The sequence below is a fragment of the Mycobacterium neumannii genome, from assembly GCF_048452905.1.
Taxonomy (GTDB): Bacteria; Actinomycetota; Actinomycetes; order Mycobacteriales; family Mycobacteriaceae; genus Mycobacterium; species Mycobacterium neumannii_B.
In genome coordinates, this window is sequence record NZ_JBCGVF010000001.1 from 347,281 (window position 1) to 361,968 (window position 14,688).

The 14,688-nt window shown below is 66.2% G+C and carries 14 protein-coding genes and 1 pseudogene; 9 read left to right on the forward strand and 6 right to left on the reverse strand.

Going from position 1 to position 14,688, the window contains the following annotated elements:
• Positions 1–135: 135 nt before the first annotated feature.
• Together AAHH99_RS01615 and AAHH99_RS01620 are read left to right on the forward strand one after the other, a co-directional pair.
• A complete protein-coding gene (locus AAHH99_RS01615) occupies positions 136–1,194 on the forward strand; it encodes a 2Fe-2S iron-sulfur cluster-binding protein (protein WP_418767108.1) in 1,059 nt (352 codons plus the stop codon).
• A gap of 103 nt (positions 1,195–1,297) precedes the next feature.
• A complete protein-coding gene (locus AAHH99_RS01620) occupies positions 1,298–1,786 on the forward strand; it encodes a hypothetical protein (RefSeq protein ID WP_064419399.1) in 489 nt (162 codons plus the stop codon).
• Here the strand turns inward: AAHH99_RS01620 and AAHH99_RS01625 are convergent.
• Positions 1,783–3,927 carry an acyl-CoA dehydrogenase gene (locus tag AAHH99_RS01625; protein WP_418767109.1) on the reverse strand — a complete coding sequence of 715 codons (2,145 nt, stop codon included), beginning with the start codon at positions 3,925–3,927 and terminating at the stop codon, positions 1,783–1,785. The genes AAHH99_RS01620 and AAHH99_RS01625 overlap by 4 nt on opposite strands.
• A 273-nt stretch (positions 3,928–4,200) precedes the next feature.
• On the opposite strand from AAHH99_RS01625, the gene kstR reads away from it, so the two are divergent.
• The 3 genes from kstR to AAHH99_RS01640 are packed head-to-tail and all read left to right on the forward strand — an operon-like array spanning position 4,201 to position 6,502.
• Entirely contained in the window at positions 4,201–4,806 is a 606-nt protein-coding gene (gene kstR / locus AAHH99_RS01630) for a cholesterol catabolism transcriptional regulator KstR (RefSeq protein ID WP_165593330.1), read from the forward strand.
• Positions 4,807–4,808: 2 nt separating this feature from the next.
• Positions 4,809–5,561, forward strand: a complete 753-nt coding sequence (gene otsB, locus AAHH99_RS01635; protein ID WP_418767110.1) for a trehalose-phosphatase — start codon at positions 4,809–4,811, stop codon at positions 5,559–5,561.
• 2 nt (positions 5,562–5,563) lie between these two features.
• Positions 5,564–6,502 carry a phosphotransferase gene (locus AAHH99_RS01640; RefSeq protein ID WP_418767111.1) on the forward strand — a complete coding sequence of 313 codons (939 nt, stop codon included), beginning with the start codon at positions 5,564–5,566 and terminating at the stop codon, positions 6,500–6,502.
• Here the strand turns inward: AAHH99_RS01640 and AAHH99_RS01645 are convergent.
• The 5 genes and pseudogenes from AAHH99_RS01645 to AAHH99_RS01665 form a co-directional block, all read right to left on the reverse strand.
• The gene (locus AAHH99_RS01645; RefSeq protein ID WP_418767112.1) at positions 6,499–7,599 is read right to left on the reverse strand and encodes a substrate-binding domain-containing protein; all 1,101 of its coding nucleotides are present in this window, start codon (positions 7,597–7,599) and stop codon (positions 6,499–6,501) included. The genes AAHH99_RS01640 and AAHH99_RS01645 overlap by 4 nt on opposite strands.
• Before the next feature lie 32 nt (positions 7,600–7,631).
• On the reverse strand, positions 7,632–8,498 hold the full coding sequence (locus tag AAHH99_RS01650) for a metal ABC transporter permease (RefSeq protein WP_418767113.1): 867 nt from the start codon (positions 8,496–8,498) through the stop codon (positions 7,632–7,634).
• Positions 8,498–9,301 carry a metal ABC transporter ATP-binding protein gene (locus AAHH99_RS01655; RefSeq protein WP_418767114.1) on the reverse strand — a complete coding sequence of 268 codons (804 nt, stop codon included), beginning with the start codon at positions 9,299–9,301 and terminating at the stop codon, positions 8,498–8,500. The genes AAHH99_RS01650 and AAHH99_RS01655 overlap by 1 nt, the downstream gene beginning before the upstream one ends.
• The gene (locus AAHH99_RS01660; protein ID WP_418767567.1) at positions 9,288–10,334 is read right to left on the reverse strand and encodes a metal ABC transporter solute-binding protein, Zn/Mn family; all 1,047 of its coding nucleotides are present in this window, start codon (positions 10,332–10,334) and stop codon (positions 9,288–9,290) included. The genes AAHH99_RS01655 and AAHH99_RS01660 overlap by 14 nt, the downstream gene beginning before the upstream one ends.
• A gap of 169 nt (positions 10,335–10,503) precedes the next feature.
• Positions 10,504–11,262: pseudogene (locus AAHH99_RS01665) on the reverse strand (class I SAM-dependent methyltransferase); the annotation flags it as partial.
• A 214-nt stretch (positions 11,263–11,476) separates the two neighbouring features.
• Between AAHH99_RS01665 and AAHH99_RS01670 the strand changes: the two are divergent.
• The 4 genes from AAHH99_RS01670 (at position 11,477) to AAHH99_RS01685 (ending at position 14,587) form a co-directional block, all read left to right on the forward strand.
• Entirely contained in the window at positions 11,477–11,671 is a 195-nt protein-coding gene (locus AAHH99_RS01670; protein WP_418767115.1) for a hypothetical protein, read from the forward strand.
• A 3-nt stretch (positions 11,672–11,674) separates the two neighbouring features.
• Complete coding sequence (locus AAHH99_RS01675) at positions 11,675–12,682, forward strand: hypothetical protein (protein ID WP_418767116.1); 1,008 nt, start codon at positions 11,675–11,677, stop codon at positions 12,680–12,682.
• A gap of 363 nt (positions 12,683–13,045) precedes the next feature.
• Positions 13,046–13,720, forward strand: coding sequence for a 5,6-dimethylbenzimidazole synthase (gene bluB / locus AAHH99_RS01680; protein ID WP_418767117.1), 675 nt, complete (start codon positions 13,046–13,048; stop codon positions 13,718–13,720).
• A gap of 111 nt (positions 13,721–13,831) precedes the next feature.
• Positions 13,832–14,587 (forward strand): LamB/YcsF family protein, encoded by a 756-nt coding sequence (locus AAHH99_RS01685; protein WP_418767118.1) that lies wholly within the window; start codon positions 13,832–13,834, stop codon positions 14,585–14,587.
• The last annotated feature ends 101 nt before the right edge of the window (positions 14,588–14,688 follow it).

The following is a 14,688-nucleotide window of genomic DNA, read 5'->3' on the forward strand; positions in this document are numbered from 1 at the left end:
GATTAGAACACGTTACGATTCGTGTCGAGTAGGGCACACCTGTAGCACCTGGACCTGCACACATGCATTTCTGTAACCTGTTCTAGTTATCGCCCTGGATCGCAGGGCCGGCGGACGTGAGAGGTGGACGCGAAAGTGACCGACGAGCCACTCGGCAGCCACGTGCTCGAGTTGGAACTTGCCGATGTCGTCACCGAGACCGACGATGCGCGCTCGCTGGTGTTCAGCGTGCCCTCCGGCGCCGACATCCCCGCCGAACGGTTACGGTATGCGCCAGGACAGTTCCTGACCTTGCGCGTGCCCAGCGAGCGCACGGGTTCGGTGGCGCGGTGTTACTCCCTGTGCAGTTCTCCGTTCACCGACGACCGGCTGACCGTCACCGTCAAGCGCACCGCCGACGGGTACGCATCGAACTGGCTGTGCGATCACGCGCACGCCGGCATGAAGATCCACGTCCTCGCGCCCTCGGGCACCTTCGTGCCCAAGACGCTGGATACCGACTTCCTGCTGCTGGCCGCCGGTTCCGGGATCACGCCGATGATGTCGATCTGTAAGTCGGCGCTGGCCGAGGGCAGCGGCAAGGTCGTGCTGATCTATGCCAACCGCGACGAGAAGTCGGTGATCTTCGGTTCGGCGCTGCGTGAGCTGAGCGAGAAGTACCCCGAGCGGTTTGTCGTCGTGCACTGGCTGGAAACGGTTCAGGGTCTGCCGAGCGCGGCGGCGCTTGCCGCTTTGACCGCTCCCTACACAAGCCACGACGCCTACATCTGCGGGCCCGGGCCGTTCATGGCCGCGGCCGAGGAGGCGGTCAAGGGCGCAGGAATGCCCGCCGAGCGGGTGCACATCGAGGTGTTCAAGTCGCTGGACTCCGACCCGTTCGCGGCGGTGGTCATCGAGGAGGACGACAGCGACGAGGGGCCGGCCACGGCGATCGTCACACTCGACGGCGAAACCCACGAGGTGCGGTGGCCCCGCAACGCCAAATTGCTCGACGTGCTCCTAGACAAGGGGCTCGACGCGCCGTTCTCCTGCCGTGAGGGCCACTGCGGCGCGTGCGCGGTGCTGAAGAAGAGCGGCGACGTCGAGATGGACGTCAACGACGTCCTCGAGCAGTCCGATCTCGACGAGGGTCTGATCCTGGGCTGTCAGGCCCTACCCCGGTCGGATTCGGTCGAAGTCACCTATGACGAATAGCGCGCGGGCTAGCATTCGCCGCACGTGGAAGGGGAGCAACGTGACGAACCGGTTGACCGGCGTCGCTGCCGCGATCTCGGCGGTGCTGCTGGCGCTGACGCTCATGGCACCTACCCCGACGGCGGCCGCGGCCGTCGACACCGCGGACTCGTCGATCCCGGTCGACCCCGGCACCAACCTCGAGATGCACGCGACCGCGAACTGCATCGCGGCCGAGGCCAAGTGCGTGTTCGACGCCAGGGCCAATCTGCGCCGCGGCCCGGACGTTCTCGGCTTCCCCGGCGACCTCTGGGCCCGTCAGACCACCACGCTGCGCACCATGGACCGGGGCGTGTACGTCGGAAACTTCAACTTCGACGCCCCGAACACCCGGTCGTTCAAATCGCTCACCGACGTGGAGTTCACGACCATCTACTTCGGGGGCGGACCGCCCGAGAAGTTCCAGCTCCGCGGGATCGCCTGGCCGGTCGATCAGCGCACGGGCGCGCCGCGCACCGACGTTCCGCTGATCGTGTGCTCGCACATCCAGGTGGTCTACAGCGGGGTCAACATCACCTCGCCGGACGCGTGCGCGCAGGCCTCGTTCAGTTAGCGGGGTAGGCCCAGAAGCCGTTCGCCCGCAAGGGTGAGCAGGATCTGCTCGGTGCCGCCCGCGATGGTCAGGCAGCGCGTGTTGAGGAAGTCGAACACCGTCGAGTTCTCGACCACGCCGCCACCTTCGGACAGTTCCATCCGCAGTTCGGCCAGCGCCTGCCGGTAGCGCACGCCGATCAGCTTGCGTGCGCTGGCCTGGGGACCCGGATCCTGGCCTCCGACAGCGAGTTCGGCGATCTTCTGATCCAGCAGTGAGCCGACCTGAGCCGCCACGATCAATGAGCCCAAGCGGTCCCGACCGGCCACATCGAAGTCCAGCGTGGCGACCTGCTTGAGCAACTCCTCCATCGGATTGCCGAGCGCGGTGCCGTGAGCCATCGCGACCCGCTCATTGGCCAGCGTGGTGCGGGCCAGCCGCCATCCGTCGTTGACCTGACCGACGACCATCTCGTCGGGCACGAACACCTCGTCGAAGAACACCTCGTTGAACAGGTTGTCCCCGGTGATCTCGCGCAGCGGGCGGATGTCGATGCCCGGCGATTTCATGTCGACGAGGAAGTACGTGATTCCTTTGTGTTTCGGCGCATCCGGGTCGGTGCGCGCCAGGCAGACGCCCCACGCGGCCTTGTGCGCTGCCGAGGTCCACACCTTCTGGCCGGTCAACTTCCAACCCGAGCCATTTGCGCCGCTCGCGGACGCGCCGTCGACGCGAACCGCCTTGGTGCGCAGCGCAGCCAGGTCCGATCCGGCGCCCGGCTCGGAGAACAGCTGGCACCACAGCAGTTCGCCGCGCAGCGTCGCGGGGACGAACTGCTCGATCTGTTCGGGGGTGCCGTGCTCGAGAATCGTTGGCGCGGCCCACCATCCGATCACCAGGTCGGGCCGGGTGACACCGGCGGCCGCCAGCTCCTGGTCGATCAGCAACTGTTCGGCGGGCCCGGCCCCGCGGCCGTACGGCTTGGGCCAGTGCGGCGCCTGGAGGCCCGCGTCGGCGAGCGCGGCCTGCTGCTTCTCGACGGGCAGGGCAGCGACTTCCGCGACGGCAGCGGCGATCTCGGGTCGCAGACCCTCGACCGATTCGAGGTCGATACGCAGATCCCGGCGCACACCCTGTTGCGTCAACGCCGCGACCCGGCGCAGCCAGCGCGGCGCTCCCCCGAGGAAGTGCCCGATACCGTAGGCGCGGCGCAGATACAGATGCGCGTCGTGCTCCCAGGTGATCCCGATTCCGCCCAGCACCTGGATGCAGTCCTTGGCGTTGGCCTTGGCGGCCTCGATTCCGACCGCAGCCGCCACCGCAGCGGCGATCGAGAGCTGGTTCTCGTCGCCTTCCGAAACGGCTCTTGCCGCATCCATGGCGGCCACCGAGGCCTGCTCGGACCGCAGAAGCATCTCCGCGCACATGTGCTTGATGGCCTGGAAGCTGCCGATGGGCTTGCCGAACTGCTCGCGCACCTTCGCGTACTCGGTCGCGGTCTGCAGCGCCCAGCGGGCCAGACCCGCGGCTTCGGCCGCCATCACGGCCGCGGCGACGTCTATCACTCGCTGCGCCGGAGCGCTGACCGCCTCGGCAGGCGCGGACTCGAGCACGACGCGCCCAAGCGGCCGGGAGAAGTCGGTGGCGTTGCGCGGCTCGACGGTCACGCCGTCCGCGCCGGCGTCGAGCATGACGAAGACGTCTCCTGCCGGCAGCAGCAGCACCCCCGTCTGATCGGCACCGAGCACGTAGTCCGCGGTGCCCGATGCGCGGCCGTCGGCGAACCGCACGTCTGCCGTCAACGCCACCCCGGCGACCCGCTCACCCGAAGCCAGCGCCTGCAGCGCTTCGGACGATTCGAGCACGAGCGTGGCCAGTGCGGTCGTGGCTACCGGGCCGGGCACCAGCGAGGCCGCCGCCTCGTCGACCATCGCGCACAGGTCGTCGACCGTGCCGTCGGCGCCGCCGTGCGCCTCCGGTAACGCCACCCCGAAGATCCCGAGTTCGGCCATTCCCGCATAGGCCCGGCGCCAGGCGTCCGCCTGCCCCTGCTCGACGTCTCGCGCGGCGGTGACGACGTCAGAAGCTGTTGCCCAGTCACGCACCAGCTCCCTCACGGCTGCCTGGTCGTCGGCAATGGTCCCCGGGGATGCGAGCGACACCGTCCACTCCTAGCTATCGGGTGAGAAGGCGGTGCTCCTCACTAGAACGTGTTCTAATAGTGCCAGCGACCGACCGTCAAGTCGACCGCCATTACAGCAGGACACGTCGGTGCCATCGGCGACATCGGGGTGAGAAAAAGTGCATCGGCATGCGTATCGTTTCCAGCGAGAACGCGTAACGAAGGAGAAGCCCGCCGCATGTCCGGCCCGTCTCAGCCAGCAGCCGCCAACCCGGCCTCGGGGTCGGAATCGCGACCGCGTCAGGTGATGAACGTGGCGGTCCTGTCCGAGTCAGAGCTCGGCTCAGAAGCCCAGCGCGAGCGCCGCAAGCGCATCCTGGACGCGACGCTGGCCATCGCCTCCAAGGGCGGCTACGAAGCCGTCCAGATGCGGGCTGTTGCCGAGCGGGCCGATGTCGCGGTCGGCACCCTCTACCGGTACTTCCCGTCCAAAGTGCACCTGCTGGTGTCCGCGCTGGGTCGTGAGTTCGAGCGCATCGACGCCAAGACCGACCGCGCCTCGCTGGCCGGTGGCACGCCGTATCAGCGGCTGAACATCATGGTGGGCAAGCTCAACCGCGCTATGCAGCGCAATCCGCTGTTGACCGAGGCGATGACGCGGGCTTTCGTGTTCGCCGACGCGTCGGCGGCCGGTGAGGTCGACCATGTCGGCAAGCTGATGGACTCGATGTTCGCCCGCGCCATGAGCGACGGTGAGCCGACCGAGGACCAGTACCACATCGCGCGCGTCATCTCCGATGTCTGGCTGTCCAACCTGCTCGCCTGGCTGACCAGGCGGGCTTCGGCAACCGACGTCAGCAAGCGGCTGGACCTCGCGGTGCGGCTGCTGATCGGCGACGGAGAGCATCCTAAGATCTAGGCGTGCTTCCTGCCGATCTACAGCGCGCGCTCACTTCGGCCGCTGCGGCGCCACGGCTGCTGATCACCTCCGATTTCGACGGCACGCTGGCGCCGATCGTCAGTGACCCGGTCGACGCCCGGCCACTCGCCGAGGCCGCCGACGCGTTGGTCGCGCTCGCCGACCTGCCCGACACGGCTTCCGCGCTGATCTCCGGACGGGCGCTCGAGGTGCTGCGCGAGTTGTCAGGGATGCCGCCCGCGGTGCATCTCGTCGGCAGCCACGGTGCCGAGTTCAACTCGGGCTTCACGCACGAGGTCGACGACGTTGCGCTGCAGCGCATCACGTCGGAGCTGCGAAAGATCGCCTCCGGGAAGCCGGGTGTCACGGTCGAGACCAAACCTGCCAGCGTCGCGCTGCACGTCCGCAACGCCTCGGCAGACGATGGCGCGGCCGCGCTCTCTGCGGCTCGCGAGGCGTCGACCGACTGGGATGCCCAGCTGACCCAAGGCAAGGAAGTACTGGAGTTCGCGGTGATCCAGACGGACAAGGGCGAGGCGATCGACATCCTGCGAGAGCAGGAGAATGCGACCGCCGTGGTGTTCTTCGGCGATGACGTCACCGACGAGAAGGCGTTCCGCCGTCTTCGCGGTGACGACGTCGGAGTGAAGATAGGACCGGGCGATACGTTGGCGACCTATCGCATCGAATCGCCGCAAGACGTTGCGGCAGCGTTGGTTTACCTGCTCGACGCGCGCCGCTCGCAATCGGGTTAACGGTGCTGACCGACGCCGAGATCGCCGAGCGGACCGCTTCCGCAGTCGCCGCCGCCACCGCCGCCGGCGCCGACCTCGGCCTGCGCAGCGACGATCCCCGCGTGCTCTACGACGTCTTCTCCGTGATCGTCCACCTTCAACCCGAGCCGGTCGTCGTCCGAGTGCCCACGGTGCTGCCGCCGTCGTACACCCGAAATCCGGATGTGCAGACCCGACAACAGCGCGCAGAGCTCGCCGTCACCAGATGGCTCGCCGAGCGCGGGCATCCGGTAGTGGCACCGAGCCCGTTGGTGCCTGCCGAACCCGTTCGCCGCGAAGGGTTTTCGATGACGTTCTGGCAGTTCGTCGAGCAGGTCCCCGATACGAACCCGGATTTGGATCGCCGTATGGAGCAGATCGCGCAGCTGCACGCCACGTTGCGCGACTACGACGGGGAGCTGGATTTCTGGGCGCCGTACGGCTCCTACATACCGGAGGGGCTGGCGGCGTTAAGGAACCTGCCCGAACTCATCCCGACACCCGATCTCGAACGGGCGCAACGTGAATGGGACGCCATCGGCCCAGTGTTGACATCGCGCGCGGCCTTCGAGTCCGCGTTCCCCGGCGTCGACGTTCAGCCCATTCACGGTGACGCGCCATACCACAACATGATCACCACACCGGACGGCGAGCTGTGGTCGGACTTCGAACTCGTGACGCTCGGTGCGGTCGAATCGGACCTCGCTATGGTGGGCGCCGACGCCCTCGCCGCCTACGACGCGGCGGCGGTCTCCATAGGGCTGCGTCCGACCGATGAACGTGTTCTGCGGATCACCGAGGCGGCCGGCAGGCTCGCGATGGTCGCGGCGCTGGCGATGGCCCCTGAGCTGCCGATGCTCACCTCGGGTATCGCACCGATGGTCCAGCAGTGGCGGGCATCCCCACCGGTCACCGCGCTCTAGGCGGGCGGGCCCGCCGTGCGGCCACGCACCACCTCGGTGTCGAGGACTTCCACAACCGGAAGACCCGATCGTGGAGGGTGGTGCAGCAGCCGTCCCGCCCGGCGACCCTTCTCGATACTGGGCTGTGCGACGGTGGCCAGGCCGCGCCGCAACGCCTCGGGCACACCGTCGAATCCGGTGACCGTCATCTCGCCGGGAACGTAAATGCCCCGCGCCCGTAGGTAATCCATCGCTGACAGGGCCAGTACGTCCGCGGTGCACATCAACGCGGTCAATCGGGGATTGGCGGCCAGGGCGACTTCCGCGGCCGCTCCGCCCGACGTCGGCAGGTGCTCGTAACTCTCCACCACGGTCAGCGATTCCGGGTCGAGCCCGGCCGCACTCATCGCATCACGAACCCCTGCGATGCGCTCGCGCTGCACGTGAAAGTGCGGCGTCTGCAGTCGCTCCGGGTCGGCCACCGTGGGTCCTGCCCCGCCGTGCGGCCGGCCGCGGCCCAGCCGCATCGTCAGCAGGCCGATCTCCCGATGACCCAGCTGCACAACGTGTTCAGCGAGTTGACGCATCGCCCATCGGTCATCGATGCACACGTGCGAGGCACCGGGTACGTCCTTGGGCTGATCGATCACCACCATCGGGAGATGCCGCTGTTGAACGGTCGCGAGATACGGGTCGTCGTCGGAGGCCGAATAGACCACGAAACCATCCACCCCGGCAGCAAGGATCGCCGCCGTGCCGTCACCGACGCTGCGATTGGGCCCGATCGCGACGAGCAGCAGTCCCTGCCCGGCCTCTTCACATGACTCGGCCAAGCCGGCCACGAAGTCGAGTGCGGCCGGGTCACTGAACGAGTAGTTGAGCGGTTCGGTGATCATCAGACCGACCGCACCGGCCCTGCGGGTGCGCAGCGAGCGCGCCACCGGGTCGGGGCCGGGGTATCCCAGCCGCTTCGCGGTGGCCAGTACCCGATCGCGGAGTTCGGCCGACAGCTGGTCCGGCCGGTTGTAGGCGTTGGAGATCGTGGTGCGGGAGACCTTCAGTTCGGCAGCCAGAGAAGCCAGCGTGGCACGCCGTCGCGGCGTGGGACTCCTCGGCATGCTCCGTGAGGGTAGCCGACCACGGCTAAAGCTCAGGTGACCAGCACCTGATCGGCGGTTCGTCGCAGCCCGCGCTGCCCTGCCCACACCACCGCCCAGACGCTGCACGCGATCGTCACGATCACGAAGCTGGGCGGCGCGTTGAACATCGCCGACAGCCCCAGACCCGCCCACACCGCAACGACGCTGAACGCCGTGGACAGGGCGATCGCCTTGCCCGGGCGCGGTGTCAACATGATCGCCGCGGCAGCGGGACTGACCACGAGCGCGAACAGCAGCAGCGTGCCGACCGCCTGTACGGCCATCGTCACCGCCAGGCCCAGTAACACCATGAACGCCACCGAAAGCGCGCGCACCGGCACTCCCCTGGCGTCGGCGACCTGGGCGTTGACAGAGGTGAATAGCAGCGGCCGGTAGATCAGCGCGATGCACACCGCCAGCACCGCCACCAGCACCGCGAACGTCGCAATCTGCTGCCGTGAGATCGCCAGCAGGTTGCCGAACAGGACGTTGGTCAGCGTGCTCGAGCTCTTGGTCGCCAGCGAGTTGAAGAACAACCCGAGACCGGTCGCCATGGCCAGTACGGTTCCCGTGGCCACCTCGCGGTCGGCCGCCCGGCGGCCCAGCGCTCCGATCACCAGGGCGCCGCCGATGCAGAACACGCCGAGCCCCACCCCGACAGGAACCCCGACGAGTACCGCTCCCGTGGCGCCCGGCAGCCCGATGTGAGCGAGCGCGTGGGCGGCGAAGGCGGTGTTTCGCACGACGACGAAGTAACCGATCAGGCCGGCGGCCAGCGCGACGATCGTGCCGCCGATCAACGCGTTGCGCATGAAGGCCGACGTGAGGATCGGCCACCAATTGTCTTGATAGCCGAGCGCGACGACGGTCGTGTTCATCACGGCCTCCGCATGTAGAGATCGCCCTGCGGCGTATGCACGACTTCGACTCGGGTGCCGTAGAGGTGGCTCAGCAGTGTCTCGTCGACGGGGCCGTCGAACGTGTCGAAGTGCGCATGTCCGTCGAGCAGGTAGATAGCGCTGGTCAACACACCCAGCAATGGGTTGAGGTCATGTGCGACGACCAGGATCGTCACCCCGAACTCCTTGCTGATCCGCTCGAGCACGGCGACGATCTCGCGCTGGCTGCGCAGGTCGAGTGCGGCCAACGGCTCGTCGAGGATCAACATGCGGGGCCTGGAGACCAGCGCCTCGGCCAGCGCGACCCGTTGGCGTTGGCCCCCCGAGAGTTGGGAGAGCCGTTTGTGCGCCACCGCGGTCGCGTCGACGGCGGCGAGCACCTCGTCCACGCGACGGTTGTCCTCACGACTCGGCCACCCGAAGCCCCACCGGTGTCCGACGAGGCCGAGCATCACGGCGTCGCGCGCCCGGATCGCCTCACCGGAGGCCGACGCGTAGTTCTGCGGGACGTAGCCGATCGACTTGTTGAGCGCACCGGCCGGTTGGCCGAAGACACGGACGTGTCCGGACGCGGGCGGCACGAGTCCGAGCACGATCTGCAGCAGCGTCGTCTTTCCGGCCCCGTTCGACCCGATGACGGCCACGATGCCGCCCGCCGGGACCTCGAACGTCGCCTCCGACCAGATCAGCCGCCCGCCACGCGCCGCGCTGACGTCCTCGAAGGTCAGCGCCGCCTGCTCGACGTCGGGTCCGGCCTCAGATTGCGAACTAGGTTGCGACACCGAGCGCCTCGCCGAGTGCGATCAACTGGTCTACCTGCCAGCTCTGGAACGAGTCGGCGTCCGGCGGCAGGGTCTCGGTGATCTCGACCACCGGAACCCCCGACTGTTCGGCCGCTGCCCGGAGCTGTTGCGGGACAGAGCCTTCGGTCTGCACGTTGTAGACCAGGACGTCAACGCCGCGGCCGGCCAGCAGTTGCATAGAGGCGTCGAGGTCGGCTGGGGACGGTTCGGAGTCGTTGGACGATGCCACCTGATAACCACGCGGGGTGAGGTTGGTCAGGCCGAGCGCCGCGCCCATGTCATCGAATGACGTCTCGGTCGCGGCGTAGCTCTTGCCGGACGCTTTGACCCTCAGGGAATCGATGAGCCCATGGTAGGGATTGAGGTTCTCCGCGAGCGCGACGCGACGTTCGTCGAAGTAGCCGGCTGCATCCGGTGCGAGCCTGCGGAGTTCGGCGGTGACCGTGTCGGCGACAACGGTCAGCGCTGTCGGGCTGTACCAGACGTGCGGATTCGGCTCGTCCTCGTGACTATGGCCCTCTTCACCGTGGCCTTCTTCGCCGTGGTCATGGCCCTCGTGCGAGGCTTCTGCTCCGCTGGCCTCGAGCGCATTCACGACTGGCGCCTCCGGCGCTGAAGAGCTAGCCAGCTTGGCGGCCCACTCGTCATAGTGCCCGCCGTTGATGACCACCAGCTGAGCCCCTTCGAACTTCGCCGCATCCGACGGTGCCGGCTCGAAGTCATGGGGGTCGGCCGCCGAGCCCGCCAGCACCGTGGCGACCTTCGCGCAGGTGCCCCCCAGTTGCGAGACGATGTCGCCCCATTGATCCACGCTGACCACGACGTCGACCGGGGTCACCGGACATTCGGCAGTGGCACCGGCCGTAGGGGTCGAATCCGCCGAGTTGTCGGGTGCTGCGCATGCCGCGAGCCCAAAGGAAGCGGCGAGCACCAGGGCCGCAGGTTGCGCACGGACAGCAGCGGTGATCACGGTTTTCACAGCAATAACGATAACCGTTTTCACTTGAATCATCGAGCCGAGTACCAGGTTAATGAAAGTCATTATCATTATGCGATGGCATCGGTGAAGCGGTGAGATACCTGGAGCCATCGCCTGACTTCGAATCGATGCGTGAACACCGCTGCCGCTACACCGACGAGGTCGGGACCGACGCCCTCTCCGAGATTGGCCGGCTGGGGCGCTACATCGGTTCTGCAGCAATCACGTAATCGTTGCCGTGGCTCAGACCGTCTTGACGTTCTTCGAGTTCCAACGCTCGGGCGCGGAGCTCTTCAACATAGTCGCGCATGGTCGCGCCCAGGTCTTTCGACGAAAAGCGCTCGAGTCGCGCCAGACACATATTGAGCTGAGCGTCGATGTACCGGGCGCGGTAGCGAATCGGAAACCGCTGTGCTTCAAGCATGCGAAAGTTAGCCATGCCCAGCTGCCGCTGCATCCATTCGAGTGGAAACTCTCGATACGGCCGCTCACCGGCGAGCAATAGGCAGGCATCACGCACGCGACCGATTTCCCAAACGATTCTGCCACTTTCAGTCGCGGGCTCGAATTGGACATACGGTTCCAAGCCGATGATGTAGACCCGACCACCGTCGGCGACCAACGGTCGCAGCCGTTCGAACACTCGGTCCTGCCAGTAGGGGGCGAACCCCTCAATTGCGCCGACGAGATAGTCGACCAACACGGTGTCGAACATTTCGCCGGTCAGCAGACTGTCATCTATCCAATTTCCCACTAACAGCCGGTCCTGCGGGCGCACCAAGGATCCCATTGTGTCGCGGGCCTTGGTGGCCATACTGCGGGCAGCAGTGACCGCCGTCCACCGCTCGGTGGGCAGCGTCATGACCCACTCGAGCGACTTCACGCCGGTTCCGGCATCGAGAAAGCTTCCCCACGCTCGTTCGCCATGCAGGTCTTCGATATAGCGAAAAAGCGATGAAATCACTGGCTTTTCGGCCATGCGATCAGCGATACCGTCTGCGCATGTGATTCCAGCCTCCCACGGCGGCACGGGGTATACCGACAAGCCAGCATCCAGCCACGGCCAGGGCTGCGAGGAGGGCAGCAAGCCCCGTCCACATAATCGGCGATGACCAAGCAGTCTCCTCAATCAAAGGCTGAGCGACGGCATTGGCGTTGTGCCCCTGGCTGTTTGCGTGAGCTTCGTGATCGTTGTCATGGCCGCCGTGCTCATGATCGTGATCGTTACCACCGTGCTCGTGATCGTGGCCGCCGTGCTCATGATCGTGATCGCTGTACACGTGATCGTGGCCACCGTGCTCGTGGCTGTGGTCATGGCTCAACCCAAACGCGTCATCTCCATGGGAATGGCTGTGGCCCTCTTCATCTGAATCGTGAGCGTGGCCGTGCTCTTCCCCCGCGTGACTGTGCGCGTGCACGCCGTGGTGGACGTGACTGTGCTCATCTCCTGCGCTGCCGTGGCTATGGCTGTGGCTATGGCTGTCGTCACCGCCATGGCTGTGGCTATGGTCATCGTCACCGCCATGGCTGTGGTCGTGGTCGCCATCGTCGCCACCATGGTCGTGATCGTGCTCGCCATCGTCACCACCATGGTCATGATCGTGACCGCCATCGTCACCGCCACCATGGTCATGATCGTGACCGCCATCGTCACCGCCACCATGGTCATGATCGTGCTCGCCGTCATCACCGCCACCATGGTCATGATCATGGTCGTCTTCATCACCGCCGCCGTGGTCATGATCATGATCGTCTTCATCACCGCCGCCGTGGTCATGATCGTGACCGTCATCATGGTCATGATCGTGACCGTCGCCAGCGCGCTGGTCACCAACCTCAGTTCTGCGCAGTGCACCGTTTCGGTCGGCGGCGACATCGCGGCCCGTTTCGTCGTCCCGGCCGGAACCGAAGGTCGCCCTGGGCTTCTTGTCGTCGCGGCGCACCAGGTCACTCGAGGACGAATCGCCGTCCCGACCCGAACCGACAGTCACCCTGGGATTCGTGTCGTCGCGGCGCACCAGGTCACTCGAGGACGAATCGCCGTCCCGACCCGAACCGACAGTCACCCTGGGATTCGTGTCGTCGCGGCGCACCGGGTCACCCGAGGACGAATCGTCATCCCGACCCGAACCGACAGTCGCTTCAGGCTTCTTGTCCTCAGACCGTTGGGATACGGCCTGGCCGGACCCCGGGCGTTCGGCGCCCGCGATGCCGGAGGGGTCACTGATGTCTTGCGGAGTCAGGGGGCGTTCGTTGCCAACGAGGTGTACCGCTGGTTGCTTCGCCGATGCTGTTCTCAAGCTACCAACTGCTCCGGAGGAGTCGCTGGTGGTTGCAAGCGGCGTGGCCTCCGTATAGGCAGCGATCAACATTGCCACTGACGGAACAACCCACACCCACCGCATGTATCCGCGCACGTCGCCACCTCTGAGCTATCTCGGTCCTGAACAGGCAAGCGCTGACCTTATCCGTAATGACAACCATTTTCAATAAGGCGCCGGGTTTTCCTCTGGGGCGCCTGAAGGCTTGGTAACCGTGACACGACTGGGTCGCCAGATACATCGGCTGGCGGCGGTCGGCACCACGGTGGTCGTGGGACCCACGACATCGAATCCATGAAGTTCGACAACTGTGTACTGATCGGCCCTGGTCGGATACTGGTTACCGGCGCACCGGTAGACGTGCTCACCAACCTGCTTGTGGCCCTTACCTTGCGCTGATGGGGCCCCGCTTAAGCTCACCGCGTGACCCCGCACGCCTTCAGCCCCGCCGAGCGCCAGGCCGTCTACCGGGCCATAACTGAACGACGCGATATGCGCCGCTTCGTCCCCAATGCGACGGTGCCCGCGGACATGCTCGCCAGGCTGCTGGAGGCGGCTCACAGCGCGCCCAGTGTGGGACTCATGCAACCGTGGCGGTTCATCCGGATCACTGACACCGCCGTGCGGTGCAAGATTCACCGCCTGGTCGACCAGGAGCGATTGCGCACGGCGGAGGCGCTCGGAAACCGCGGCGACGAGTTCCTGGCACTCAAGGTGGAGGGCATTCTCGACTGCGCCGAGTTGTTCGTCGTGGCGCTCGCCGACGGTAGGGCGACACATGTATTCGGCCGTCGCACACTTCCCGAGATGGATCTCGCGTCGGTCTCGTGTGCCCTGCAGAACCTGTGGCTCGCCGCTCGAGCCGAAGGCCTTGGCATGGGGTGGGTCTCAATTTTCGATCCTCACGATCTCGCTACGCTGCTGAAAATGCCCGACGACGCCGAACCTGTCGCGATCATCTGCCTTGGGCCGGTCCCGGCATTCCCTGAGCGACCCGCCCTCGAACTCGAGGGGTGGACATTCGGACGGCCACTTGCCGAATTCGTTTCGGAGAATCAGTGGCACGGTTCACCGCCGCGTCGTACCAAACTCACCTGAACCCTGGCGCCAATCGGACCTTTCTGGGACAACCTCTCTCAGTCGTGCCTGCCGCACTCGGCTAGGGACGTCGCGGTGACTCGGCGGCCGAGAGTATCTAAGCTCCTACAAATGAGGATCGACCTCAACGCCGACGTCGGCGAGAGCTTCGGCGTGTGGCGCATCGGCGACGACGAGGCCATGCTCGATCTCGTCACAAGCGCCAACGTGGCGTGCGGCTTTCACGCTGGCGACGCGGCAACGCTGGCGAGAACCTGTCAAGCCGCGGCCGAGCGCGGAGTACGGATCGGGGCCCAGGTCAGCTACCGCGATCTCGCCGGGTTCGGTCGCAGGTTCATCGACGTCGATCCCGGCGAACTGACCGCCGACATCATCTATCAGATCGGTGCGCTGCAAGCGCTCGCGAGCGTCGCCGGATCACGAGTGAGCTACGTCAAACCACATGGCGCACTGTATAACTCGATTGTCACCCACCGCGATCAGGCACGCGCCGTGGTCACGGCGGTACACGCCGTCGATCCCCGGCTACCGGTCCTCGGGCTTGCCCATTCCGCATTCTTCACCGAGGCGCGGGAATTGGGCCTGCGCACCGTTCCCGAGGCCTTCGCCGATCGCGCCTACCGGCCGGATGGCCAACTGGTACCGCGGCGCGAACGCAACGCTGTGTTGGAGGATCCAGCTGCCATCTCCGAACGGGTGGCATCCATGGTGACGGCCGGGCGGGTCGACGCGGTCGACGGATCCGCTATCTCCGTAACGGTCGAATCTATCTGCGTCCACGGGGATTCACCCGGCGCGGTGCAGATCGCAACGGCAGTGCGCGAGCGCCTGATAACCGACGGCGTCGAACTCGGGCCGTTCACCTGAACGCGACCACCTTCCGCATACCGAGACCCAACCGGGACCTCAGAGCTCTGTGACCCGCCGTCCTCGCTTTCTTCACCAAGAGGACGTGAATCGCCATCGTC